The sequence below is a fragment of the Pseudomonas sp. PDM27 genome (assembly GCF_019219205.1).
GTDB lineage: Bacteria > Pseudomonadota > Gammaproteobacteria > Pseudomonadales > Pseudomonadaceae > Aquipseudomonas > Aquipseudomonas laurylsulfatiphila.
Window position 1 is genome coordinate 121369 of record NZ_JAHUWF010000008.1, and the last position, 25753, is coordinate 147121.

22 protein-coding genes and 4 tRNA genes are annotated in these 25753 nt (G+C 60.1%); 12 read left to right on the forward strand and 14 right to left on the reverse strand.

The features are described from left to right. The first annotated feature begins 51 nt into the window (after positions 1-51). On the forward strand, positions 52-1926 hold the full coding sequence (locus KW838_RS17660) for an MFS transporter (RefSeq protein ID WP_218501999.1): 1875 nt from the start codon (positions 52-54) through the stop codon (positions 1924-1926). A 123-nt stretch (positions 1927-2049) separates the two neighbouring features. Here the strand turns inward: KW838_RS17660 and sugE are convergent, their stop codons facing one another. From sugE to rdgC, 3 genes are all read right to left on the reverse strand, one after another. Then, positions 2050-2364: a quaternary ammonium compound efflux SMR transporter SugE gene (sugE, locus tag KW838_RS17665; RefSeq protein WP_102702819.1), complete on the reverse strand. Its 315-nt coding sequence runs from the start codon at positions 2362-2364 to the stop codon at positions 2050-2052. Between the two features lie 118 nt (positions 2365-2482). Next, positions 2483-3448, reverse strand: a complete 966-nt coding sequence (locus tag KW838_RS17670; protein ID WP_218502001.1) for a bile acid:sodium symporter family protein — start codon at positions 3446-3448, stop codon at positions 2483-2485. 144 nt (positions 3449-3592) lie between these two features. After that, a complete protein-coding gene (rdgC, locus tag KW838_RS17675; RefSeq protein WP_007969735.1) occupies positions 3593-4513 on the reverse strand; it encodes a recombination-associated protein RdgC in 921 nt (306 codons plus the stop codon). A gap of 159 nt (positions 4514-4672) precedes the next feature. On the opposite strand from rdgC, the gene KW838_RS17680 reads away from it, so the two are divergent. The 4 genes from KW838_RS17680 (at position 4673) to KW838_RS17695 (ending at position 5214) form a co-directional block, all read left to right on the forward strand. Beyond that, positions 4673-4748 (forward strand) — tRNA-Val (locus tag KW838_RS17680). Between the two features lie 19 nt (positions 4749-4767). Next, positions 4768-4844 (forward strand) — tRNA-Asp (locus KW838_RS17685). Positions 4845-5042: 198 nt separating this feature from the next. Beyond that, positions 5043-5118: transfer RNA gene (locus KW838_RS17690), tRNA-Val, on the forward strand. Between the two features lie 19 nt (positions 5119-5137). Next, positions 5138-5214: transfer RNA gene (locus KW838_RS17695), tRNA-Asp, on the forward strand. 128 nt (positions 5215-5342) lie between these two features. On the opposite strand, the gene KW838_RS17700 is transcribed toward KW838_RS17695, so the two are convergent. After that, the gene (locus tag KW838_RS17700) at positions 5343-6479 is read right to left on the reverse strand and encodes a catalase family protein (protein ID WP_218502002.1); all 1137 of its coding nucleotides are present in this window, start codon (positions 6477-6479) and stop codon (positions 5343-5345) included. Positions 6480-6507: 28 nt separating this feature from the next. Further along, entirely contained in the window at positions 6508-8310 is a 1803-nt protein-coding gene (locus tag KW838_RS17705) for a di-heme-cytochrome C peroxidase (protein ID WP_218502003.1), read from the reverse strand. 267 nt (positions 8311-8577) lie between these two features. On the opposite strand from KW838_RS17705, the gene KW838_RS17710 reads away from it, so the two are divergent. The 5 genes from KW838_RS17710 (at position 8578) to KW838_RS17730 (ending at position 11274) form a co-directional block, all read left to right on the forward strand. Continuing rightward, positions 8578-9294, forward strand: coding sequence for an FKBP-type peptidyl-prolyl cis-trans isomerase (locus KW838_RS17710; protein ID WP_102699340.1), 717 nt, complete (start codon positions 8578-8580; stop codon positions 9292-9294). A 292-nt stretch (positions 9295-9586) separates the two neighbouring features. Beyond that, positions 9587-10042, forward strand: coding sequence for a YkvA family protein (locus KW838_RS17715; protein WP_102699339.1), 456 nt, complete (start codon positions 9587-9589; stop codon positions 10040-10042). Between the two features lie 114 nt (positions 10043-10156). After that, positions 10157-10498, forward strand: a complete 342-nt coding sequence (locus tag KW838_RS17720) for a helix-turn-helix transcriptional regulator (RefSeq protein WP_007974980.1) — start codon at positions 10157-10159, stop codon at positions 10496-10498. After that, the gene (locus KW838_RS17725; RefSeq protein ID WP_003223109.1) at positions 10495-10866 is read left to right on the forward strand and encodes a hypothetical protein; all 372 of its coding nucleotides are present in this window, start codon (positions 10495-10497) and stop codon (positions 10864-10866) included. The genes KW838_RS17720 and KW838_RS17725 overlap by 4 nt, the downstream gene beginning before the upstream one ends. Continuing rightward, the gene (locus KW838_RS17730) at positions 10867-11274 is read left to right on the forward strand and encodes a sel1 repeat family protein (RefSeq protein ID WP_218502004.1); all 408 of its coding nucleotides are present in this window, start codon (positions 10867-10869) and stop codon (positions 11272-11274) included. It abuts the gene before it with no gap. A 460-nt stretch (positions 11275-11734) separates the two neighbouring features. On the opposite strand, the gene KW838_RS17735 is transcribed toward KW838_RS17730, so the two are convergent. Beyond that, positions 11735-13525 carry a bifunctional diguanylate cyclase/phosphodiesterase gene (locus tag KW838_RS17735; RefSeq protein ID WP_218502005.1) on the reverse strand — a complete coding sequence of 597 codons (1791 nt, stop codon included), beginning with the start codon at positions 13523-13525 and terminating at the stop codon, positions 11735-11737. A 146-nt stretch (positions 13526-13671) separates the two neighbouring features. Beyond that, positions 13672-15753: a carboxy terminal-processing peptidase gene (locus tag KW838_RS17740; RefSeq protein WP_173900799.1), complete on the reverse strand. Its 2082-nt coding sequence runs from the start codon at positions 15751-15753 to the stop codon at positions 13672-13674. Positions 15754-15891: 138 nt separating this feature from the next. Here KW838_RS17740 and KW838_RS17745 point away from each other — a divergent pair, with 138 nt between their 5' ends. Further along, positions 15892-16854, forward strand: a complete 963-nt coding sequence (locus tag KW838_RS17745) for a zinc-binding dehydrogenase (RefSeq protein ID WP_218502006.1) — start codon at positions 15892-15894, stop codon at positions 16852-16854. Positions 16855-16968: 114 nt separating this feature from the next. Here the strand turns inward: KW838_RS17745 and KW838_RS17750 are convergent, their stop codons facing one another. The 6 genes from KW838_RS17750 to KW838_RS17775 all read right to left on the reverse strand — a co-directional run bounded on the left by KW838_RS17750 (position 16969) and on the right by KW838_RS17775 (position 22398). Beyond that, on the reverse strand, positions 16969-17622 hold the full coding sequence (locus tag KW838_RS17750) for an HAD family phosphatase (protein ID WP_218502007.1): 654 nt from the start codon (positions 17620-17622) through the stop codon (positions 16969-16971). A 111-nt stretch (positions 17623-17733) separates the two neighbouring features. After that, complete coding sequence (locus KW838_RS17755) at positions 17734-18723, reverse strand: ABC transporter ATP-binding protein (RefSeq protein ID WP_095964001.1); 990 nt, start codon at positions 18721-18723, stop codon at positions 17734-17736. Next, on the reverse strand, positions 18720-19520 hold the full coding sequence (locus tag KW838_RS17760) for an ABC transporter permease (RefSeq protein WP_007974964.1): 801 nt from the start codon (positions 19518-19520) through the stop codon (positions 18720-18722). Before KW838_RS17760 ends, KW838_RS17755 begins: the two co-directional genes overlap by 4 nt. After that, complete coding sequence (locus KW838_RS17765; RefSeq protein ID WP_165824810.1) at positions 19507-20343, reverse strand: ABC transporter permease subunit; 837 nt, start codon at positions 20341-20343, stop codon at positions 19507-19509. The genes KW838_RS17760 and KW838_RS17765 overlap by 14 nt, the downstream gene beginning before the upstream one ends. Before the next feature lie 5 nt (positions 20344-20348). Further along, positions 20349-21155, reverse strand: coding sequence for an alkaline phosphatase family protein (locus KW838_RS17770; RefSeq protein ID WP_218502016.1), 807 nt, complete (start codon positions 21153-21155; stop codon positions 20349-20351). Positions 21156-21333: 178 nt separating this feature from the next. Continuing rightward, positions 21334-22398 carry an ABC transporter substrate-binding protein gene (locus tag KW838_RS17775; protein WP_007974957.1) on the reverse strand — a complete coding sequence of 355 codons (1065 nt, stop codon included), beginning with the start codon at positions 22396-22398 and terminating at the stop codon, positions 21334-21336. 363 nt (positions 22399-22761) lie between these two features. On the opposite strand from KW838_RS17775, the gene phnR reads away from it, so the two are divergent. Then, positions 22762-23475, forward strand: a complete 714-nt coding sequence (gene phnR / locus KW838_RS17780; protein ID WP_102699330.1) for a phosphonate utilization transcriptional regulator PhnR — start codon at positions 22762-22764, stop codon at positions 23473-23475. Positions 23476-23540: 65 nt separating this feature from the next. Here phnR and KW838_RS17785 read toward each other — a convergent pair whose 3' ends face one another. Then, positions 23541-25697, reverse strand: a complete 2157-nt coding sequence (locus KW838_RS17785; protein WP_218502026.1) for a mechanosensitive ion channel family protein — start codon at positions 25695-25697, stop codon at positions 23541-23543. Positions 25698-25753: the final 56 nt, after the last annotated feature.

Genomic DNA, 25753 nt, shown 5'->3' on the forward strand with positions numbered 1-25753 from the left:
TCCAATTACAGTATCCAGGCCACTCTCTACATAATCAGGGACACATGGAAGATGAGTCACCCCTCACAGTTCACCTTGTTGCGTACCCGGCGCTTCCTGCCGTTCTTCATTACCCAGTCCCTTGGGGCATTCAACGACAATGTGTTCAAGCAGTCGTTGATCCTGGCGATTTTGTACAAGCTGACCATCGAGGGTGACCGCTCTGTCTGGGTCAACCTGTGTGCGCTGCTGTTTATCCTGCCGTTTTTCCTGTTCTCGGCCCTGGCCGGGCAATTCGGGGAAAAGTTCGCCAAGGACGCGTTGATCCGCCTGATCAAGCTTGGGGAAATCGCCATCATGGCGGTCGGCGCGGTCGGCTTTATGTTCGATCACCTGTCGCTGATGCTGCTGGCGCTGTTCGCCATGGGCACCCATTCGGCGCTGTTCGGGCCGGTGAAGTACTCGATCCTGCCGCAGGCCCTGCGTGAGGAAGAACTGGTCGGCGGCAACGGCCTGGTGGAAATGGGCACCTTCCTGGCGATCCTCGCCGGCACCATTGGCGCCGGGGTCATGATGTCTTCGACGCATTACGCGCCGGTGGTGTCCACGGCGATCATCGGCATTGCCGTGCTCGGCTACCTGGCCAGCCGCAGCATTCCCCGGGCGGCGGCCGCCACGCCGCAAATGCGCCTGAACTGGAACATTTTCAGCCAGTCCTGGGCCACATTGAAACTGGGCCTGGGGCAAACGCCGGCGGTGTCACGCTCGATTGTCGGCAACTCATGGTTCTGGTTTGTCGGGGCGATCTATCTGACGCAGATCCCGGCCTATGCCAAGGAATGGATGCACGGCGACGAAACCGTGGTGACGCTGATTCTGACGGTGTTCTCGGTCGGCATCGCATTGGGGTCGATGCTGTGCGAGAAGCTCTCCGGGCGCAAAGTCGAGATTGGCCTGGTGCCGTTCGGATCGTTCGGCCTGACCGTCTTCGGTCTGCTGCTGTGGTGGCATTCCGGTGGAATTCCGGACAGCGCCGCCGGCCATGGCTGGATCGACATCCTCGGTTTCGGCCACACCTGGCTGGTGTTGCTCGACATCCTCGGCCTGGGCGTCTTCGGCGGTTTCTACATTGTGCCGCTGTACGCGCTGATCCAGTCGCGCACAGCGGAGAACGAGCGGGCGCGGGTGATTGCCGCCAACAACATCCTCAACGCGCTGTTCATGGTGGTGTCGGCGATTGTCTCGATCGTCTTGCTGAGCGTGGTCAAGCTGTCGATCCCGCAGTTGTTCCTGGTCGTGTCATTGCTGAACATCGGTGTCAACGCCTACATCTTCAGGATTGTCCCGGAGTTCACCATGCGTTTCATGATCTGGCTGCTCAGCCATTCCATGTATCGCGTGGAGCACCGCAACCTGGACCTGATCCCCGACGAAGGCGCGGCGCTGCTGGTGTGCAACCACGTGTCGTTCGTCGACGCCTTGCTGATTGGCGGCGCGGTGCGTCGGCCGATTCGCTTTGTGATGTATTACAAGATCTACAACCTGCCGGTACTGAACTTCATCTTCCGTACCGCAGGGACGATTCCGATTGCCGGGCGCCAGGAGGACATCCAGATCTATGAACAAGCCTTCACGCGGATTGCCCGGTATCTGAAGGACGGTGAGCTGGTGTGCATCTTCCCCGAGGGCAAATTGACCGCCGATGGCGAGATCAACGAGTTCAAGGGCGGGTTGACGCGGATTCTCGAAGAGACGCCGGTGCCGGTGATTCCGTTGGCCTTGCAGGGGTTGTGGGGGAGTTTCTTCAGCCGCGATCCGGGCAAGGGACTGTTTCATCGCCTGTGGTCGCGGGTGACATTAGTAGCAGGGCCGGCGGTGGCGGTTGAAGTGGCGCAGCCGGCGAAGTTGCAGGCGATGGTGGGTGAGTTGCGCGGGACAGTCAGATAGTCGGTGACAGTTCGGGCCTCTTCGCGAGCAAGCCCGCTCCCACAAGGATTGATGGTGTGCTCTATATGTGTGGGAGTACACGAAACCTGTGGGAGCGGGCTTGCTCGCGAAAGCGGTAGTGGCCTAAGCGCTGACCTTGAGCCCAACCAACCCGCTAATGATCAACGCCACACTCGCCAGCCGCACCAGCGCCATCGACTCGCCAAACAGAATGATCCCGGCGATCACGGTGCCGACGGCGCCGACACCGGTCCAGATCGCATAGGCTGTGCCCAGTGGCAATTCCTTCATTGCAAGGCCGAGCAGGCCAAGGCTGATAGCCATGGCCACAACGGTCAATACCGTGGGGAGCGGGCGGGTGAAACCGTCGGTGTACTTGAGGCCGACGGCCCAGCCCACTTCGAACAGGCCGGCGAAAAACAGAATGATCCAGGACATGAAGACCTCCATCGTCTGACGGGGTCGTCCCCTGATTAATGACTCGATCGAGCCGCGAGGTCGTCCTCGCGATGGGCAATATAGTGCCCAGCATTAACCCGGGGATCAAGTTTTCCAGTCAGTCGCTGACCTGTTGCGCCGGCATTTCCCGATCCTGTTTCTCGCTCATGCGGCGGAAATATGTGGATAGCAATGCCCCGGAAATGTTGTGCCAGACACTGAACAATGCGCTGGGCACAGCCGCCAGCGGCGAGAAGTGCGCGCTGGCCAACGCGGCGCCCAACCCGGAGTTCTGCATGCCGACTTCCAGGGCCAGGGACTTGCGCTGGGCCAGAGGCAACTTGAACAGGCGCCCGGTGAAGTAACCCAGCAGGTAGCCAAAGCTGTTGTGCAGCATGACCACGGCCATGATCAGCAGGCCGGACTCGGCAATCTTCGCCTGGCTGGCGGCCACCACAGCCGTGACAATGATCACGATGCTGACCACCGACACCAGCGGCAACACGTTCACGGCGTGGCGAACCCTGTCGCCGAGCACCCGTTGGGCAACCACGCCCAGCACGATTGGCAGCAGCACCACTTGCAGGATCGACCAGAACAACTCCATGAACGACACCGGCAACCAGGCCGAGGCCAGCAGCCAGATCAGCGCCGGCGTCAGCAGGGGGGCGAGGAGGGTGGTGACGGCGGCGATGGCCACTGACAGCGCCAGGTCGCCACGGGCCAGCCAGGTCATCACGTTCGACGAGGTGCCGCTTGGGCAGCAGCCGACCAGAATCACGCCGACGGCGATTTCCGGCGGCAAGTGGAACGCCTGGCAGAGCAACCACGCCACGCCCGGCATGATCACAAAATGTGCAACCACGCCCAGGGCCACGCGCCAGGGATGGCGAGCGACTTCAGCGAAGTCTTCGAGCTTGAGGGTCAGGCCCATGCCGAACATCACCAGCCCCAGCAACGGCACGATGGCGCCTTTGAGGCCGAGGAACCATGCCGGCTGCAGAAACGCCACGACAGCGAAAATCAATACCCAGTAAGCGAAGGTGTTGCCGACAAAACGACTCAATGCAGCCAGTGCGCGCATGGCTTGATCCTTGTTAGGTGAAAGCGTTAGGGAGCTAAGCATACGCTGCTGGCAAAAAAAGATCGCAGCCTGCGGCAGCTCCTACAGGAGGAATACATTCCAATGTAGGAGCTGCCGCAGGCTGCGATCTTTTGATTCAGGCGATCAGATGCCTTGCGGAGTCTCTTCGCCGCCCAATGCTTCAACCAGCGCCGGCAGGAAGTCGCCGAAGGTCAGCATCATCAGGGTGAAGCTGGCGTCCAGTTGGCCCAGGGCTTCGTCGCCACCGTCCTGTTCCGCCTGGTCTTGCAGCAGGTCTTCGAACTTCAGGCGCTTGACCACCATCTTGTCGTCGAGGACGAACGACAGTTTGTCCTGCCAGGCCAGGGACAGTTGAGTGACCACTTTGCCGGTGCTCAAGTGCAGCTGGATTTCTTCGCTGGTCAGGTCCTGGCGCTTGCAACGCACAATGCCGCCGTCTTCGTGGGTGTCGCGCAGTTCGCACTCGTCCAGCACAAAGAAATCGTCCGCGGCTTTCTGCGTGGTGACCCACTCGGTCATGGTCGCGGTCGGCGACATTTTCACGGTCAGCGGACGCACCGGCAGGGTGCCGATCACTTCACGCAGGGTCGACAGCAAATCTTCGGCGCGTTTCGGGCTGGCCGAGTTGACCAGGATCAGGCCCTGCTTCGGCGCGATGGCGGCGAAGGTCGACGAGCGGCGGATAAAGGCGCGGGGCAGGAATGCCTGGATGATTTCATCCTTGATCTGATCGCGTTCCTTCTTATAGACCTTGCGCATTTGCTCGGCTTCGATCTCTTCGACCTTTTCCTTGACCGCGTCACGCACGACGCTGCCCGGCAAAATACGTTCTTCCTTGCGCGCGGACACCAGCAGGAAGTCACCGCTGACGTGCACCAGTGGCGCATCTTCGCCTTTGCCGAACGGCGCGACGAAACCGTAGGTGGTCAACTCCTGGCTTGCACATGGGCGCGCCAGTTTGGTGGCCAGTGCAGTTTCCAACGCCTCGGCATCAACAGGCAGATCTTGGGTCAGGCGATAGATAAGCAGGTTTTTGAACCACATGGGGTGAGTCTCTCCTTTATACAAAGGGGGGCATTATTGTCTTCGCCGTGCCATAGGCCAACCTTTCTCTAAGCCTTTGGAAGGCCTGAGAAAATTATTTAAAAAAGTGCTTGCCAGAGGTTGGGTCGCTCCGTAGAATGCGCGCCACACCGAAGCGAAGGGTGATTAGCTCAGCTGGGAGAGCGTCTGCCTTACAAGCAGAATGTCGGCGGTTCGATCCCGTCATCACCCACCATTCGTTTCATGTGTTTAGCGCAGCGGTAGTTCAGTCGGTTAGAATACCGGCCTGTCACGCCGGGGGTCGCGGGTTCGAGTCCCGTCCGCTGCGCCATATTCGGTAACCTGGAACACTGAACGCCAGGTCACCACGGAAAAACCCGCTATAGCGGGTTTTTTTCTGCCTCAAGTTTGTACGTTGTACCCGCGGGATGTGTCGTTTTACTGGTTTTCGGATTTATTTGAAAAAAATTTCAATTAAATCAACACTTTACGAAAACTTGTGGCATAATGCGTCCCGTAACGAAGCGAAGGGTGATTAGCTCAGCTGGGAGAGCGTCTGCCTTACAAGCAGAATGTCGGCGGTTCGATCCCGTCATCACCCACCATTCGTTTCAAGCGTTTCGCGCAGCGGTAGTTCAGTCGGTTAGAATACCGGCCTGTCACGCCGGGGGTCGCGGGTTCGAGTCCCGTCCGCTGCGCCATATTCGGTAATCTGGAACACTGAACGCCAGGTCACCACAGAAAGCCCGCCTTGTGCGGGCTTTTTGCTGTCTGGCATTTGGCCAGACCTCAAAGCGATCCCGGGATCGCTTTTTTTGTGTGTGCCCGGTTATTGCTCGGCGTTGCGGCTGTGCCGGTAGTCGCTGACAGCTTCATAAACGGCTTTGCGCAGGCGATTGATGCCGCCGATGGGGCGGTGTGCCTCGATACCGAACCAGGGATTGAATGACTGGTTGTCGCATTGCAGGTTCAGTGCCGGTGTATCGAAGTCCTGCGCCGGCACCTTGATCTGCGCCACCGTCTCGAAAGGCGCATCGCTTTCGCGCCATTCAATGCTGGTGTCTTCAATCGGCATGTACTTGTTGGCGTCCTGTCGCTGGATTTGCAAGACGAAGCACGCGGGTACCCGGTCGGTCGACAACTGTTGATTCAGCGCATTGCGCAGGAAGTTCGGCAACTTGCGGTTTTGTTCCGGCAGGTTGTAGGCCGGGCAACTGTCCGGATCGGGCATGACCCGGAACTTCGCATTGGCTTCACCGAATTTGTAGGGTGAAACCGAAAAGTACGTCGTCCGGGTTGGGCTCGATGGCGCAGGGGACAACGTCGCCATGGCAATAAACAGGTGGCGAACCTGCCACGAACGCGGATCCCACCCCGGAAAGAACGCCATCATCTTTTTACCCTCGGCCTGGGCAGCGACGTTCTGACGGTATTCGGCCACGTTACTTACAAAGAAGTTCGGATGGCTGAACATCACAAAGTCCTGTTCGCTTCGCCCTGGCTGATCGCTCAATAGTTGTTTGCCCGCAACATCGAACAGCTTGATCGCCATGCCCCGGGCGTCGCGGATGCTGTCGAACTGCGGGTAGGCGTTGCCATTGGACAGGCGCATTGTCGCTTGCCAGGTTTTGCCCGGCTCGCTGAACACCCCCTGGCGCAACTCGCTGGCCAGTTCCGGCAACACCTGGACTTCGGCTTTGACGCAGCCGTGGGCCTTGGCGTGGGCATCGCGCAGGTAGCGGGTGCTTTCGCGGTGCTGATCGACGATGCGCACGGCGGTCTGGATGATGTCCCGGGTCATCGCGGCTTCATCGTCCGCAATCGACTCCTGCGCAGAGACCGGTCCGCGCTGCTGCCAGGAAAACCAGGCGGTGGCCAATGCCCAGCCAAGCACGCCGAGAACCAGCAGCCACAGCAACAGCTTGCCGAGGAAGGCGCCCAGGCGCAGCCAGAGTGTAATCAGCATGAGAGCGTCCTTTTGGCTGAGTCCGTGGTCATGGCAATTGCGCTTCCAGCGGGCCGCCCAGCACTTTCAGATATTCCAGCAGTGCCCAACGCTCCTGCGGCTGCAACCAGCGGCCAATCACGCCATTGCCGAGTTTGCCGGCACGGAATTCATGACCACTGTTGTGGTTGCCGGTGATTCGCGTGTCGAACAGAAAACCATTGGTAAAGGCTTCGGTGCGGTAACCCAGGTGTCCCGGGTCATATTCGAAAGTGCCTTTGTAGAACGTGGTTGCACGCTCATCCTGAGGCGAGAGCAATTGATAAATGCTCGGTACCGAGCCGTTGTGCAGAAAGGGCGCTGTCGCCCATACACCCGCCAACGGCCGGGCCTTGTACGAACGTAGTTCGCGCACACCGATTGGCAGGCCGAATCCGTCCATTTCCGGGCGCTCGGCGGGGGTGACATTGGCGTCCTGATAAGCGCGGTCGCGGACAAATGCAGTGACATAGGCCAGCCCCGTGGCCACGGACATCTTGCTCAGGTCCAGTGGTTCGGTGGGTTTTGGCTCTACATCAAGTTTTTCCAGTTCCGCCTGCTTCCATTGCAGCGCCGTCAGGTCGAAGCGATGGTCGGCGATGTTGTTGGCCGCGCCCGGGTCTGTACCGATGACATCCACCGGGAGCATTTTCAGGTGCTGAACGTATCGTCCCTCGCCCTGGGTGGTTCGCGGTACATGACAGCCCGCGCAGTTTTCCGCGAACAGGGTGCGCCCTTGGGCGGCCAGCGGCTTGTCGATCGCGCCCAGCAGGTCTTCCGGCCAGGCCGGCGGCGAGAGTCGTTGCAGGGTTTCTTCGATCAGGTGCAGGTCGCGCACACGGACGCTGGAGGGATAGCGGGCATCGCCCATCAGCGGCTGGCCGTTCTGGTCGAAGAAGTTCAGCGTGGCGCCGACGCCCAACGCCTCGCCGATGTTGCGGGCCATCGGTTGTTTCGCCGAGCCGTTCCACTGCACCCATTCGAACGTCCACATGTCCCACAACTGCGGATAATCGACCGGAGCATTGGCCACGCGGTAGTTGTCGGGGGAAATCGCGTCACCGAAGCTGGCGTTGGCAATGCGCCCGAAGGCATCGGTACGCCCCGGGCCTTCCTCGGTTGGATAGAGCCCGCGATGGGTATCGTTCCAGGCCACTTTGAGGAATGTATCGAGTGACGTCTTGAATTCTTTGCGCAGTTGTTTGTGGCGCGTCTCGTAGTCCTGGCCCAGTACGTTGCGTGCGAAACGTTCGAATTTCCACGGGTTGTAATAGGTCGAGACCAGGCTGGCGACCAGCGCCTGTCCGAAACTGCCCCCTTTGAGCGTAGGAACGCTGGACGGCAGGACATGCTGCGCCGAACCGCCGTCGATACGCACGGCTTGCCCCTTGAAGCGCAGTTCACCGGTGTGGCAGGCCGCACAGGTGATATCCAGAAACACCTCCGGGCTGCCCGCATTCTGATGTCGGGTAAAGCCTGCGGGGAGGTTGCCGGGGTTGTTCGGTGTCGGTTTCTGGCCGGGGTCCACCAGAAAGCCGAAGCGCGCGAGGTACTCGGGGGCGGCGAAGCGTTGTTGCGAGAAGGGCAGTTCGAGGGCGGTGAACCAGTCATAGCGCAAGCCTTTGACCTGGGTGCCCTGGGGGGTGAAGTAATAAGTCTCTCGGTCGGCGGCGCTCCATTGCTCCAGGTAATGCACCTGTTGAGCAGGCGACCAGACCGGCAGTTTCGGGTTGGCGACGTAATAAAGAACCACGGCCAGGGCCAGCCCGAGCAGGACTGCGATGAGAACCAGCAAGCGTAGGAAGAGGCGCAAGATAAACATCCTTGTCGAATTATCATGCTGTTATGCCCGAGTGCCCAAGGTGCGGCAAGAGGCCATTACGCCAGATTGCAGGTTCAGGAATCAGCCTCTGTCGGAACAAGATGAAAGAAGCTTCATCACTCCAATTGTGAAAAGCGTTTAAACACCTGAACTTATCAATTGATTCCGGCTCTCATGCCGGTAGCCATTGGTCGTGGCGGCCTGATAAGCTCGCGGCTTTACTCGATTGCCCTTTAGGCGCATGAACAAGGAAATAGCATGAAACAGCATCGGTTGGCGGCGGCGGTGGCCCTGGTTGGCCTGGTACTCGCGGGTTGTGATTCGCAGACCAGCGTAGAGCTGAAAACTCCGGCGCAAAAAGCTTCCTACGGCATTGGCCTGAACATGGGCAAGAGCCTGGCTCAGGAAGGCATGGATGACCTGGATTCCAAAGCTGTAGCCCAGGGCATCGAAGACGCCGTTGGCAAGAAAGAGCAGAAGCTCAAGGACGAAGAACTGGTCGAGGCGTTCGCCGCACTGCAAAAACGTGCCGAAGAACGCATGGCCAAGATGAGCGAAGAGTCGGCCGCTGCCGGCAAGAAATTCCTCGAGGAAAACGGCAAGAAAGCCGGCGTGACGACCACCGCTTCGGGCTTGCAGTACGAAGTCGTGCAGAAAGCCGATGGCCCTCAGCCAAAACCGACTGATGTAGTGACCGTTCACTACACCGGCAAGCTGACCAACGGCACCGTATTCGACAGCTCCGTCGAGCGCGGCAGCCCGATCGATCTGCCGGTCAGCGGTGTGATCCCGGGTTGGGTCGAAGGCCTGCAACTGATGCACGTTGGCGAGAAGTACAAGCTGTACATCCCTGCTGACCTGGCTTACGGCGCCCAAAGCCCGAGCCCGGCGATTCCGGCCAACTCGGTGCTGGTATTCGACCTGGAACTGCTGGCCATCAAGGACCCGGCAAAAGAAGACGCCGCTGCCAAGTAACCAGCGCCTGCTTCGATAACAACGCCTCGCTCATGCGGGGCGTTGTTGCATCTGGCGTTCGGCAGGGGTAAACAAAACGAACAGACGCTCTAGGCCGGAGTCTTAGGCATAGTAGTGTCGGCGGTAGACGCACAAGGCCGCCAAGTCAATGAAATTATGGGTTTTTTTTGATGAGTAAAAAACGCCCGATCTGAACGCAGGCCTTGTAAGACGGGGCTTGCAGCGATGAAAAGCAGCTCTGTTCACAAGGTTATCCACAATTTGTGTGGATAACATTTCAACGGGAGGAATGATGAAAGCACCCTGGAATTTCGCTCGTTTCCTGCCACTGGCCGGACGTCTGCTGGCACGCGGTCGATTGCCGACCCTGTTGTTCGCGGTCGCCAGCAAAGGCGCAAGCCAGGGCAATCGACTGGGCAAGATCAAGGACGACCTGAAGCTGTTGCAGGCACTCTGCCTGGCCTACTGGCGTGGCGAGTATCGCGCCATCAGCCCCAAGGCGCTGCTTTCGGTTGTCGCGGGCCTGATGTATTTCCTCAGCCCGGTGGATGCGATCCCGGATTTCATTCCGCTGTTCGGCATGTTCGACGACATCGCAGTCCTGGCGTGGTTGATGAAAGTGCTCGACGACGAGCTCAATGCCTTCCGCGCCTGGCGCAAACGGCAGGTCCCGGAGAAGCTCGCGGTGGTTGAGCGCCTGCCCGATACCCCCGAGCAACTTCAACTGCAAGGCCCGAAAAAACGCTGAGTCGATTTTCACGACTTCATAGATTGATGCCCCCCGCGACCTTGGCCGCTGTTAGGATTACACTTCTAGGGAAAAGTGCCGACTCGCTAAGTGTTGTTGTCCTACGGGGTAGTGATGGATATTCAGATAATTACACGCGAAGGCGAGCCCGAGTATGCGGTTCTGCCATGGGCTCAATATCAGGCGTTATTGAAAGCAGCGGGTATCAAGGAGCAAGCGTCGCCTCAAGCCACGAAGCCTCAGGCGGCGACACCAGACGCGATTCTTCCGGGTCTGGATCAACTACGCAGTTTGCGCGAGGGGAAGGGCATCGCCATCGAGGCGCTGGCCCGCACGGTAGGCATCAGCCCGTCTTACCTGGCCATGATCGAAAGTGGCGAGCGTCTGCCCGACGCCGCGATTCGCCGCAGCCTGGCTTGGGAATTGACGGTGCCAGGATGGAGGGATGAATCGTGAGTGTACGCATCAGCCGTCAACACTGGGACGGATTGCTGGGCGAACTGGATCAGGCGCGGCGCCAGCGCCATCTGTTGACGTATCGGGCATTGCTGGAACGTTTGCAGCTGCCGACCCCGGCCATGCAGACCCTGACGGCGGCCCTTGAGCATCTGGCGGCTCTGGACGCCAAGGCGGAGCAGCCATTGCGCAGTTCACTGGTGATCAGCCAGGGTGCCAGCCGTTTGCCGCGCACCGGATTCTTTGAGTGTGTCGAGCGCCTCGGGCGGTTTTCCGGGCCGTCGGACGGCGTTGCCGCCGCGTCCTGGCATGCTTCGGAAGTGGTGCGGGTGTTCGAGTACGAATACCCGGAATCGGCCGAGGCCTGAATGTTTTTGCAACTCAAGGCGCGAGCCGGGTACTGGCTCGCGCGCCGGTTGTTTCACTGGTCGTGGTTTGTTCGTCAGCCGCAGGGCTGGCGCTGGCTCGAAGGCCAGTTTGCACGCATGGCCAACCTGGGCGACGTCGGCGCCCAGAGCTTCTATGGGCACATCCTGACGTTTCGCGGTGTCGGCCTCGGCGCTCGTGAGGAGGGCGTGCGTTTGTTGCGCCTGGCGGCGTTGGCGGGCGATGGCAAGGCGGCGTATCAAGTGGGCGTGATCTGTTTGGCCGGGACGGCGAGCAAGGCTCCGGATCTGGTTGAAGCGGCGCGATTCTGGGAGATTGCGGCGAAGGCCGGGCATCCGTTGGCGTCGATCAAGTTGCAAGAGTTGGCATCTCGCGAGGCTGAGCTATAACCCTGGGCTGGCCGGGGGATGGCTATTTGGGGAGTTGTCCTGCGCCTGTCTTTTGTTGACTGTGTACATATCCGTTTCTTCGGTAACAGCGGCTTATGGTTTCGCCCTTACGGCGACTCCCTTTTTTACAAGCGCCTAAAAAAGGAAGCAAAAAACGCTCGCCCCTTACGTACGGCCCCTCGCTGAGGCTCGGGGTTCCTTCGCTCCGGCATTCCTCCGGGGGCATTGCCCTCCGGTCGGCTTCGCTTCGACCTACATGCAATGAGTTCGACTGCGTCGAACGGCGCTGCGCGCCCATCCCCGGATGAACACCTGCGCTCAGCCTGCCGAGGGGGCGGGTAGATCAAGAGCTGCAGGCGAGCTAACGCTCGGCCTGTTGAGTGGTGGGGAGCGTTTGTGTACGCAGATCTGCTTTTGCCCTTCTGTGGGAGCGAGCCTGCTCGCGAAAGCGTCCTGTCAATCACCGCTGCCCCATCAGGCAAGCACTTTCACGTTCCTGCACCACCCGGCTATCCATCACGTGCACGCTATACCCCTGCACATTCTTCGCATGGTGCTTGGCTTGTGAAGCCATTTCCGCCAACTGGCTCGCATCGAGTTGTCCACAGGCCTGTGGATGAAGATGCACCACGCCGATCGACAGCGACAACAGCGCAAACTCCTGCCGCACGCCCTGGCGATTCGGTGCGATGAAGCAGCCGGCTTCCAGGTGCTCGCTGCGGTAGAAGCGCCGGCATTGGCTCTGGAAGTCGTCGAGCAACTGGTTCAGACGCTTGCGCCAGTCTTCCGGGCCGAGCACCAGCAGGAAATCATCACCGCCGATGTGGCCGACGAAGTCGCGGGACGGGTCGACGCGGTCGTTCAGGCATTGCGCCAGGCACAGCAGGACTTCGTCGCCGCGGCCGTAGCCGTAGATGTCGTTGAAAGGTTTGAAGCTGTCGATGTCCACGTAGCAGATCACCGATTCCCGTTGCTGTTGCAGCAGACGCGTCAGGCATTGCTGGATCGGCACGTTGCCCGGGAGCAGGGTCAGCGGGTTGGCGTAGCGAGCTTGCTGGATCTTCAGTTCGGTAATCAGTTTGAGTACGTCTATCACGCGGCCGAGCCCGAGATAGCCGCCATTGAGGGTGATGATGAAGTCTTCTTCGATGCGCTGGCGGGCACGGCCTGTGATCAGGCGGCTGACTTGTTGCAGCGACTGACTCAGCTCGACGGCGAGGAAGTCATCGTTCATCAGGCGGCTGATGGGTTTGCGGGCGAACAGATCGGTGGCAAAGGGCTTGAGCAGGGCATCGGAGAGCGAATGCCGATGGACGATACCGCAAGGCTGACCCTGTTCATCCAGGACCGCCAGCGAGTTCAGGTTGGCCTGGCGGCGAAAGGCTTCGAGCACCGTGGCGGTCGGGGTGTCCCGGTTCACGGCGGGTTGCTCGTTGAGCAGTGCGCTGAGGTCGCTGCCGTCTTCGCTCAGTACAACGCTGGTGCTGTCCTGGCGGGGCATCAATGCCCGGGCATCCCGTGGCGCGTGTTCCTGGGGGCGGCAGAGCAGATAGCCCTGGACCAGATCGACGCCCATCTCGGTCAGTACCGTGAGTTCTTCCGGTAACTCGATACCTTCGGCAATGACTTGCGCCCGCGAGGCCTTGGCGATTTGTAGGATCGAGCCGACGAACTCGCGCTTGAGCGCATCCTGATGAATGCCATCAATGAAATGCCGGTCGATTTTCACGTAATCCGGCCGCAACTCAGACCACAAGCGCAAACTCGAATAACCCGCCCCCAGATCATCCAGCGCAATCGAAAATCCCATCGCCCGATAGTGATGCAGGGCGGTTTGCAGCAGCTGGAAGTCATCCGTCGGCGTCTGTTCCGTGAGCTCGATGACCACCTGACTCGGCGGAATGCCGAAGTCCTGCAGCAATTGCAGGGTGCGTCCCGGTTGATGGGCTGCTTCGAGCAGGGATTCCGGGGACACGTTGAGGAACAGCAGACCAGGCAGTTGTTGTTCATTGAAGCGTCGGCAAGCGCTTTCGCGGCAGGCAATTTCCAGCTCGCTCAAACGACCGGCCTGACGGGCGACGGCGAACAGGGCGACAGGGGAGTGCAGAGGGCTGTTGGACGGCCCGCGACTGAGGGCTTCGTAGCCGAGAATGCGCCGCTCAGAGAGGCTGATGATCGGTTGGAACAAACTGTGCAAACCGCCTTGAGTCAGGATCGAGCTCAATGCACTCAGCTGTTCGGTTGTGGTCATGGCGATCTCTGGCGATAAAAAAAGGACTGGCGTGGTCCCTTTCTACAAGGAGCACGCCAGTCCCGTATTTCACGACAGAATGATGACTGTTTGATGACGCCCCGGAGGGCGTTAGCATTAAATTGCCATCAGCTGCTTGTAAGCACTCAGTGCTTCGCCACTGCTGTGTTGAGTTTCAGGTAGTCCAGCAGAATCCGCCCGGTTTCGCTCAGGTAGGCATCGTCTTCCGGTTTAGTCTTGTCGTCCTCGGCCGCCAGGGCGTCCTCGTCTTCTTTCTTCAGCTCTTTGAGCGGTTCTTCGCCCTTGGCCTTGCGACGGATGTTTTCCATGGCCAGCTGTTTGGCTTCGATGTCGGCGTGCTGGGCACGACGCTCGACTTCATTGAGGCTGACGGTTTTCTCGGCCATCAGTTTCTGCGCCAGGGCCAGCTTGTCGCGGATGAATACGAACTCCGCATCCTTGGCTGTACGCACGTCATGCTCGGACTGGAGTTGCGTAATGTACGGCTTGAACGGGTCGACCGCCGGCTTGATCGCCGCCTTGATGGTGTCCCACGGCATGGCTTCGGGCAGGGCGCTTTCGCCGATTTCCTTGGTGTCGATGATCGACGGGTAATCGATGTCCGGCAAGACGCCCTGATGCTGGGTGCTCTGTCCGGAAACCCGGTAGAACTTGGCCAGGGTCAGTTTCAGCTCGCCATGGTTGAGTGGCTGGATGGTCTGCACGGTACCTTTGCCGAAGGTCTGGCCGCCGATGATCAGTGCGCGGTGGTAGTCCTGCATGGCGCCGGCGAAAATCTCCGAAGCCGAGGCGGACAGGCGGTTGACCAGCAACGCCATCGGGCCTTTGTAGAACGCGCCCGGGTTTTCATCTTCCAGCACGTCTACACGGCCATCGGCATTACGCACGAGCACGGTCGGGCCTTTGTCGATGAACAGGCTGGTCAGCTCGGTGGCTTCCTGCAAGGAGCCGCCGCCGTTGTTGCGCAGGTCGATGACCACGCCGTCGACTTTCTCTTTCTGCAGTTCAGTCAGCAGTTTCTTGACGTCGCGGGTGGTGCTCTTGTAATCCGGGTCGCCGGCACGGAAGGCCTTGAAGTCCAGATAGAACGCCGGGATCTCGATGACGCCGAGCTTGTAGTCCTTGCCGTCCTGCTTGAGGTTCAAGACCGATTTCTTCACGGCCTGGTCTTCGAGCTTCACCGCTTCACGGGTGATCGGCACGATCTTGGTGGTCTGGTCATTCGGCGCATTGCTGGCCGGGATCACTTCCAGGCGCACCACGGTGCCTTTCGGACCACGGATCAGCTTGACCACTTCGTCCAGGCGCCAGCCCACCACGTCGACCATTTCCTTGTTGCCCTGGGCAACGCCGATGATCTTGTCGGCCGGTGCAACCTGCTTGGTCTTGTCTGCCGGACCTGCCGGCACCAGGCGCACGACTTTCACCTGGTCGTTATCGCTCTGCAACACGGCGCCGATGCCCTCGAGGGACAGGCTCATGTTGATGTCGAAGTTCTCCGCGTTATCCGGCGACAGATAGTTGGTATGCGGGTCGTAGGACATGGCGAAGGTATTGATGTACGCCTGGAAGATGTCTTCCGCGCGGGTCTGGTCCAGGCGCGCCAGCTGGTTCTTGTAGCGCTTGGTCAGGGTTTCCTGGATCTGCTTGGAATCCTTGCCGGCGATCTTCTGGCGCAGGACTTCGTCCTTGACGCGTTTGCGCCACAGGTCGTCGAGTTCCGCGGTGGATTTGAGCCAAGGGGCGTCCTTGCGGTCGATCAGCAAGGTTTCCTTGGTGTTGAAGTCGATCTTGTCGACGCCCTTGTTCAGCTCGGCAAGGGCAAAGTCCAGGCGCGCCTTTACGCGGTCCAGGTAGCGCTTGTAGATGGTGAACCCGGCGTTCAGGTCGCCGCTCTTGAGGAAGTCGTCGAACTGCGTCTTCCACTTGTCGAATTCGGCAATGTCGCTGGCCATGAAATAGCTGCGCGATGGATCCAGCAGCTTGAGGTAGCTGTCGTAGATGATCACCGAGCGCGCGTCATCGAGTGGCGGCTTGCTGTAGTGGTGGCGTTTGAGCAATTCCACGACGTTCAGACTGGCGATCACTTCGTCACGATCGGGCTGAAGCTTGTCCCAGCTATTGGCTGCGAATGTATTGCTCGACATCGGCAGCAAGCCGATACCGATGAATAAGGCGAGGGCAGTGCTGGGGAACAGATGCTTCATGCTGATTCGACGCGGGGACAATTGATAACGCATATTAGGCCGTCTTTGAAGTCGCCGGCTCTTTGGGAGCCGGTCGCATAATGCAAAAAGCCCGGCGATACAGCTTCGGGCTCAGTCCAGACTCACTATGGAGGCACTGTGAAAGCATTGCAAGGCGTTGACGGTCAAGTGGTATGGGTTGATGAACCCGGTCCTGCATGTGATGTAGGGCAAGTTCGTATTCGAGTGGCGGCAGCGGGCCTCAATCGCGCCGATTTGTTGCAGAAAGCCGGTCTTTATCCGCCACCGCCAGGGGCCAGCCAGGTGCTCGGTCTAGAGTGCTCGGGGGTCATCAGCGAGGTGGGCGCCGGCTCCTCCTGGCAGGTGGGCGATCGGGTTTGCGCCTTGCTGGCCGGGGGCGGGATGGCCGAAGAGGTGGTTGTCGACGGGCGGCATGTACTGCCGGTTCCCGACGGAATGTCACTGGTCGAAGCGGCGGCATTGCCTGAAGTTTATGCAACAGTCTGGCTGAATTTGTTTCAACTGGCTGCGCTCAAACCGGGACAGAAAGTTTTGCTGCACGCCGGAGCAAGTGGAATTGGTTCAGCGGCCATTCAGCTGTGCAAGGCCTTCGGTAACCCGTGCTGGGTCAGCGTCGGCTCTGCCGAGCGACTGGCGTACTGCGAAGCGCTCGGTGCCCAGGGCGGCGTGGTGCGTAACGGTGATCTGGAGGGCTTGCGGGATCTGGGGCCGTTCGACGTGATTCTCGACCCGGTGGGTGGCAGTTACGCGGCCTTGAACCTGAAGTTGCTGGCTCAGGATGGTCGCTGGGTGTTGATCGGTCTGATGGGCGGGCGCGAGGCCAAGTTGGATCTGGCCCAGGTGCTGGCCAAGCGCGTGCAATTGCTGGGCTCGACCCTGCGCAGTCGGGATGATCAGTTCAAGGCAGATCTGTTCAGCGATCTGGGCCTGCACGTGTGGCCGTTGTTCGCCGAGGGGCGCTTGAGTGCACAACTGGCCAGGACATTCCCGATCAAGGATGCCGAGGCAGCGTTTGCCGAGTTGGCGAGCAATAACGTGGCGGGGAAGGTGGTGTTGGTGATTGACGAGAGTCTGAACTGACAACGAGAAACCTGTGGGAGCGAGCTTGCTCGCGATGGCGGCGAGTCAGTTGCATTAATATCAACTGACACTCCGCTAATCGCGAGCAAGCTCGCTCCCACAGGGGGGGGCGGGTTATTTCCAGTCGTGGATCGGCCACCCGGCCTGTTCGGCCTGCTCACGTAACACCGGGTCCGGGTTGACCACGTGGGGGAAATCCACCTTCAGCAACAGCGGCAGGTCATTGCGCGAGTCGGAATAGAAACTCGCGCCTTCGAGGTTTTCCTCTTCCGCATCCAGCCACTCCAGCAAGCGGGTGATCTTGCCTTCGCGGTAGGTCAGGGTGCCCACGGTATGGCCGGTGTAAACGCCCTGAGCCACTTCCAGTTCGATGCCCAGAATCTCGTCGATGCCCAGGCGCTCGGCGATGGGGCCGACCAGGTGGGTGCCCGAGGCCGAGATCACCAGAATCCGGTCGCCGGCCTTGCGGTGTGCCGCGATGGCCTTGGTGGCGTCACTGAAAATGATCGGCTCGATGTAGTCTTCCACCCAGGGGCCAACCAGATGCTCGACCTCTTGTGGCGTGCGGCCGATCATCGGCTCCAGGCTGAAGGTCATGTAGTCTTCCATGCGCAATTTGCCGTGGCTGTAGGCATCCATCAGCTCGTTGTTCTGTCGCATGAACGACTCGGGGTCGACCCAGCCCAGGCGACCCATCTGCTCGCTCCAAAGGGTGGCGCAGTCGCCGTGGATCAGGGTTTCGTCCAGATCAAAAATTGCCAGGGCCATCGGGTTCTCTCTGAGAACAGCTGCAAGCTTCAAGCTGCAAGCTGCAAGAATTGGGTTAGGTGGTCAGCAGTCTACAACTTGAAGCTTGCAGCTTGAAACTTGCCGCTGCCTTCAAGCTACCTCACACAGGGCCGTCGGATCGATGGAAAGCGCCAGGCGCTGACCATCGGGATGCAGGTCGGCCGCCGAGCGGTTCAGCACATCCACCACCAGTTCCACGCCCCGGGCTTCGACCCGGTAGCGGATTACGTTGCCCAACAGGCTGTGGCTGCGCACCTGCGCGTCCAGTTCACCGTTGAGGCTCAGTTCGATGGCTTCCGGGCGAATGGCGATGCGCTTGTTGATTGGCCGCTGCAGCAGCTTCGAGGCGCTGTCGGCGTCCAGCAGGTTGTAGTTGCCGATGAAACCGGCAGCGAACACATCCACCGGCGCAGTGTAGAGGGTTTCGGCGTCGCCGCTTTGTACGATTTTTCCCTGATTCATCAGGAAAATCCGGTCAGACATGGTCAGGGCTTCTTCCTGATCGTGTGTGACGAAAATCGTGGTCAGGCCCAGTTCGCGCTGGATCTGACGGATCTGTTCGCGCAGGTGCTTGCGAATGCGCGCATCCAGCGCCGACAGCGGTTCGTCCAGCAGCAACAGGCGTGGCCGGGTCACCAGCGAGCGGGCGAGGGCGACGCGCTGGCATTGGCCCCCGGACAGCTGATGGGGATAGCGTGCGGCGAAGTCCTGCAGCTCCACCAGTTTCAGTACTTCGGCGACGCGTTTCTGGCTGTCATCGGCATTGACCTTTTGCATGCGCAGACCAAAGGCGACGTTTTGCTCCACGGTCATGTTGGGGAACAGCGCATAGCTCTGGAACACCATGCCGATCCCGCGTTTCTGCGGGCTCACCGGCACGATATCGGCACCATCGAGCAGGATTTTGCCGCCATCCACCGAAGTCAGGCCGGCGATGCAGCGCAGCAGGGTGGATTTGCCGCAGCCGGACGGGCCGAGCAGGGTGACGAACTCACCTTTCTGGATTTCACAATTGATGTCGCTGAACACCGTGGTGCCGGCGAAGCTTTTCTGAAGATGTTGGACGCTGACATAGCTCATTCGCTTTTGTCCCTGTTCAAGATATTGGCAATCCAGGTCAGAACCAGCACAAAGAAGAAGTAGGAAATCACCAGCGCACTGGTGAAATGACCGCTGCTGTTGCGCATGTTGTTGAGGTAGACCTGCAGGGTTTCGTAGCGGGTGCCGACGAGGATGTTGGCGAACACGAACTCACCGAACAGGAACGAGAACGACAGCAGCAGCGCCACCATCAGGCCCTTGCGCAGGTTCGGCAGCACCACCAGGAGGGCGGCTTGCCAGGTGCTGGCGCCGAGTAACTGGGCGGCGTCCATCAGGTCGCGCAGGTTGATCGCTTGCAGGTTGTTGGTGATCGCCCGGTACATGAACGGCAGCGCCACGGTGAAGTAGCAACCGATCAGGATCCAGGGTGTACCGACCATGGCGAACGGCCCGGAACCATAGAGCTGCAGCAGCCCTACCGACGACACCACCGGTGGCACGGCGAAGGGCAACAGGATCAGGATGTTCATCAGCGCATCGAGTTTCGGGAAGTGGTAATGCACCACGAACAGCAACGGCAGGATCAGCACCACGGAAAGAACCAGTGAACCGACGCAGACCAGCAGCGATTGCCCGAACGCATGCAGGAAGCGCGGATCGCTCCACAGCTGGATGTACCACTTGAGGGTGAAGCCGCTGGGCAGAATGGTTGCCGACCAACTGCTGGCGATCGAGTAGACCAGCGTGCCGGCCAGCGGCAACAGCAGGATGGCAAACAACAGGTAAACCACGACGCGGTGGTAGACACCGGCGGGCCCCAGTTCAGCGCGAGACATGGTAGCTCCTCTTCAACAGCAACTGATGCACGATGGTCACCAGGGTCATCAAGGCCACCAGCACCACGGCCAGGGCGCTGGCCAGGTTCGGGTCCAGGGAAATGTCACCGGACACCATCGCCGCGATGCGGATCGGCAGCACGTTGAAGTTGCCGGTGGTCAGGGCGTACACCGTGGCGTAGGCACCGAGGGCGTTGGCCAGCAGGATCACGAAGGTCCCCAGCAGTGCCGGCGTCAACACCGGCAATCCGATGTGCCGCCAGTACTGCCAACCGTCGGCGCCCAGTAGCGCAGCGGACTCACGCCAGTCTTCGCGCAGCGCATCGAAGGCCGGGTACAACAGCAGCACGCCGAGGGGAATCTGGAAGTAGGTGTAGAGAATGATCAGCCCGGTTTTCGAGTACAGGTTGAAATCCTGAATGATGCCGGCCTGCTTGAGCATGATGGTGAAGCTGCCATTGAAGCCGAGCAAAATGATGAACGCGAAGGCCAGGGGCACGCCGGCGAAGTTGCTGGTCATGTTGGCGAAGGCGTTGACGAAGTTGCGCAGTTTCGAATCGACCCGGCGCAGGGAGTAGGCGCCCAGTATCGCGATGATGATCCCGAACACGCTGGACCAGAAGCTGATCTCAAGGCTGTACTGGATCGCCTGCAGGTAAAACTTCGAACTGAAGATCTTGCTGAAGTTGGCCAGGCCCCAGCCGAATTCTTCCGATTGCAGGCTGTTGATCATCACCCAGGTCAGCGGTGCGATCTCGAACACGATGAAGAACAGTGCGAACGGGACCAGGCATAAGGCGGCCAGCCATTTACTGCGGGTCATGGCATTCACTTGAGCAGCTCCCGGCAGACCGGTTTGTCGTGGGGCGCGCCCAGCAACTCGCAGACGGTGCCGCAGATCTCGGTCTGTTTCGGCGCTGCGCCGGCGTCGAAGCTGAATGCATCGCCGAGAACGAACAACGGCACCTCACGTTCTTCCGGCAGCAGGCCGTTGTGGGAGCGGTCGTTGTTCATGCCGTGGTCGGCGGTGACCAGCACCTGATAGCCGGCATCGAGCCAGCCTTGCAGGTAGTCGGCCAGGATGATGTCGACCGAGCGGGCGCTGTTACGGTACTGCGGGGTGTCGAGGCCGTGCTTGTGCCCGGCGTCGTCGATGTTCATCGGGTGGATCAGTAAAAAGTGCGGCGCATGGCGCTGGCGCAGGTTTTCGGCGTCGGCGAACAGGTGCGAATCGGGGTAGTGATCGTTCCAGTAGAAATGCCCATGCTGGATCGGCAGTTGCGGGTCATCGGTGTGGCGGTCCCGTGCCGCCACGAAGGGCGAACGGTTGTACAGTTCGCTGACCCAGTGATAGGCCGCCGCGGCGGTGACAAGGCCTGCGTCGGTGGCATAGTGATAGATGCTGCGCTGGTTGGACAGGCGCGAAACGTTGTTGTGGACGATACCGCTGTCGATGGGCGCAACGCCGGTCAGGATGCATTCGTACAGCGGGCGGGACAGGGCCGGCAACTCGCACTCCAGTTTGTAGAGTGCCGCACGTCCTGCTCCGACGTACGCCTGCAGGTGCCCCATGGCGTGACGGGCGACCTCGTAGTTGAGGCCGTCGAGCACCACAAGGATGACGTTGTGCTTCATAGGGGCAAAAACTCCGTGTTACAGATATTCGAAGCTCACTCGATCCACTGTGGGAGCGGGCTTGCTCGCGAAAGCGGTGTGTCAGTCGACATCGATACTGGATGTCGGTCCGCTTTCGCGAGCAAGCCCGCTCCCACATTTGGATCGCCATCAGATCCCGAAATGGGGATCCTCCCGGTTATTGCATATTGATGATGACTTCTTCCTGCCACTTCTGAGGAAGGGCCTTGGAGGTCTTTTCCCACGCATCCGCGTCTTTGATCGGCGTCACTTTCTTGTACTGCTCGTTAGGCAGCAGCTTGGCCTTCACGTCGGCCGGCAGTGTGATGTGCTCGGCACGGATCGGACGGGCGTTGCCCTTGGCCAGGTTGATCTGGCCGGCGTCGCTGAAGATGTACTCGCGGGTCAGCTTGGCGGCGTTCGGGTTTTTCGCGTACTTGTTGATGATGGTGGTGTAGCCGGAAATCACCGAGCCGTCGGACGGGATCAGCACCACGTAGTCATCCGGGTTGGCCATCTTGGCCTTGTAGCTCAGGCCGTTGAAATCCCAGACCACGCCGACTTCGATTTCGCCTTTTTCCATGGTGGCGATCGTCGGGTTGGACATCGACAGGCGACCTTGCTTGGCGATGTCGGCGAACAGCAGCAGGGCAGGCTGCAGGTTTTTCTCGTCGCCACCGTTGGCCAGTGCCGCGGCCAGTACGCCGTTGGCTGCCTGGGCTGCGGTGCTCACGTCACCGATGGACACCTTGTATTTGCCGCTCTTGAGGTCAGCCCATTTGGTTGGGGCTTCGGAGCCGTGCAGCAACTTCTTGTTGACGATGAAAGCGATGGTGCCGGTGTAGGCCAGGGCCCAGTTGCCGTCCTTGTCCTTGGCCCAGGCTGGTACCTGATCCCAGGTGGAAGGCTTGTAGGGCTGGACCACGCCCTGCTTGACCGCGATCGGGCCGAAGGCTGCACCGACGTCGCCGATGTCAGCGCTGGCGTTGTCTTTCTCCGCGGCGAACTTGGCGATCTCCTGGGCCGAGCTCATGTCGGTGTCGATGTGCTTGAGGCCGTACTTGTCGCTCAGGTCTTTCCAGGTGCCGGCCCAGTTGGCCCAGTCATCGGGCATGCCGACGCTGTTGACGGCGCCTTCCGCTTTCGCAGCGGCTTCCAGGGTTTTCAAATCATCGGCCGCCATGGCGGCGGTGCACATTGCGATGGTCGAGCCTAACAGTGATGCCAGGAAAAGCTTTTTCATTCCGAAGCTCCTTGGGTCGTGTTCAACGCTGCGATTGCGGTTTGTGTTGGTCTAGGTCAGCAATACCTGAGCCAATTTAAGGGGGCTGGATGACACTTTGATGTCGCTCGTCGCCCTGGAGGACTTTTTGTTCAGCGGTATCGCGACTGGCCTGATAAGCGTAGACCATGGTCAAGGCCTCGGCTGGCAAGGGACTTGGCCGATGAATTGCAGGTTTTCGAGTTCGCAGAACGGCGACCGTTGGGCAGCTTTGTCACACCTCGGTCATCTACGCTGCCTACGCTTGCAGACTATTGAATGAGCCGGTTTGCGCAGCGGTTCTGCCCTGAATTGGTGCTGGTCTAGTCCAGATAGGAAACATTGATGCGTGACGAGGCAACAAAAGCGGTAACAGCCATCGGCCAGGTGCTTCAGGAGCAGATCGACCACGGCCTGTTGGCTCCGGGCAGCAAATTGCCGGCCGAGCGCAAACTCAGTGAGTTGTTCGGCACCACGCGGATCACTTTGCGTGAGGCGTTGTTGCAGTTGGAGTCGCAGGGGCAGATTTATCGCGAGGAGCGTCGCGGCTGGTTCGTCTCGCCGCCACGCCTGGCGTACAACCTGATGCAGCGCAGCCACTTTCACGCGATGGTCAGTGCCCAAGGGCGGGTGCCGTCCACCGAGGTGATTTCGGCGCGATTGCAACCGGCGTCGGCGGCTGTTTGTGCCTGGCTGCAATTGCCGGCGCTGTCGAGCGTGATCCAGATCTGCCGCTCACGGCGGATCGACGGGCGGCTGGTGCTGTATGTGGAGCACTATCTGAACCCGCAATACTTTCCGGGAATCCTCGATTTCGACTTGAATCAGTCGATCACCGAGTTGTATGCACGGCATTACGATTTGCACTATGGACGGGTGCGCTTCGAGATTGTGCCCACGGCGTTGTCGGTGGATGCGGCGGCGGCATTGAAGGTGTCGGCGGGTAGCCCGGGCTTACGGATTGCCCGCGTCAACTATGACCAGCATGAACGCCTGATCGACTGCGACCTGGAGTTCTGGCGGCATGATGCGATTCATGTCGGCGTAGACGTGGTTTGACTTTGTAGGCGCTGCCGCAGGCTGCGATCTTTTGATCTTTAAAAGATCGCAGCCTGCGGCAGCTCCTACAGGGGTTGTTCCGGGGAGCCGGTGGCGGCGGTGACCTGAATGCTCATCCGCGGTGTCGCCAGGTCCAGTCCGGCTTCATCCATGTGCCGCTTGAGTGACAGGTTGAACGCTCGCGACACTTCCCACTGCTTGATCGGCGCGGTCTTGAAGCGGGCGCGCAGGATCGCGTTGCCCGACTCGAAACTTTCCACCCCCTGGAACTCCAGCGGCGACCAGATATTGCGCCGCTGCAACGGATCGGTGCGCATTTTCTGGCCGACTTCGCGCATCAGTTTGATGGCGTTGTCGATGTCCATGTTGGCCGGCACCGCGACCCGGAAGATCGCGTAGCCGAACTCCCGGGAGTAGTTCTTGATGCTTTTGATTTCACTGAACGGAATGGTGTGGACGATGCCGTCGATGTCCCGCAGGCGCACGGTGCGGATGGTCAGGCCTTCGACCGTGCCGAGGTGGCCGCCGACATCCACGTAGTCGTCGATGGCCAGTGAGTCTTCGATGATGATGAACAGCCCGGTAATCAGGTCGGCTACCAGCGATTGCGCACCAAAGCCGATCGCCAGACCGATCACACCGGCACCGGCCAGCAGGGGCGTGACGTTCATGCCCATGTTCGCCAGGGCAACGATCAGCGCGACAATGAAAATGGCCACGAACAGCACGTTGCGAATCAGCGGCATCATCGTTTGTGCGCGGGCATTGGCCAGGCCTTTGCGCGAGCGGGTCAGTGCGTGGTGCACGGCGGTGTCGCTGAGAATCCAGATCAACCAGGCGAACAGCAGCGTGCCGGCAAGGCTGAACAGCTTGACGCTGACTTCGTGGCCGTCGCCTTCGGTAAAGCGGATCAAGGACATGCCCCAGACCCGCAGGCCGAGCTCGATAAAGGCCAGCCACACCAACAGGTGGAGGATTGTGTAGAAGAAATTCTTCAGCCGTTCCGAATACACGGCGTAACGCCGGATGCCACGCTGGGGCTTGAGGGCGTGGCGGCGTACCAGGCCGTTGATGACCATGCACAACACCAGCAACACAGTGCAGATCAGCGACTGGCGCAGGGCCGTGCTGGTGTCGCCGGCGGAAATGAAGGTGGCGAACAGGGAAATGGCCACCAGCACCAGCGCCGGCACGTACCAGAAGGTGCCGAGAATCGACAGGGTGTCGTTGAGGGCGCGGCGGGTCAGGCGTCGGGACAGCGGCTGGTTGCGGATCAGGTGGGCGATCGGGCGGCGGAAACGCAAGATGAACCGGGCCGTGGACAAGGCTGCCAGGACGTTGGCAATCGTGGCAGCCGTATGGGCCAGATGGCTGCCGAGACTGTCGACCAGTTTTGGATCGCTCAGCGCTTCGCCAAACGCGGCGAAGCTGCCGATCAGCCACAGCGGTCGAAACGCCTGGTGCCGCAGAATGTACAAGGCGCGGTGGCGGTGTGGGCCGTCGAGCAGGGAAAAGGCAATAACGCAGATGGCCGAGAAGCAGGTGCCGACGACCAACGCATAGGCCAGCACCATGGCCAGGCTTTTGCCCAGGGACGAGGGCAGGGCGTAGCTCATGTAGATCGTGATCACCAGGGCGATCAGCCATGGCCCGAGCTTGCGCAAGGCAAAGCGCAACATGTCCAGGGCACGGGGGTGCTGCGGCAGTTCTTCAGTCAGGCCGAAACGCATGCGCACGCGGTGGCTGATCCAGATCAGCGCGGCGGCCAGCAGGCTCCAGACCATCAGGATCATGGCGAACGCAAAGAGCATCGGCAGCCATTCATTGGCCGGCAGCGCCAGCGCCATCAACTCTTCCTGGGCCTGGTCGAACTCGCTGGACCAGCGCGTGAGCGGACTGTCGTCGCCGGAAAATTTCTTTTCGATCGTGGCCAGGGTTCCGCCAATCAGGCCCAGCACGCCTTCTTCGGTAGTCGGCTGGGCCTGTTTGGTGGTGTCACGTAGCCTTTTCAGATCGGCCAGCAGCTTGGTGCGCTGCTGATCGTTTTCCAGTGACTTGATCACTTCGTCCAGGGACTGCCCCAGCGGTTCCTGTGCTTCGGGCTGCGCTTTCGCCTGGCCGCCGAGCAGGCTTGGCAGGCCGGCCGCCTGGGCAGGTGCAACGGGCAGCAGCAACAGGCAGACAAGGAAAAAATACGGAAGGGCAAAAAGACGAGCGAACACTAGGCGGTCAACCTCGCAAGGAGCGGATCGACCGAGTGTACGAGCCCGTCTAAATC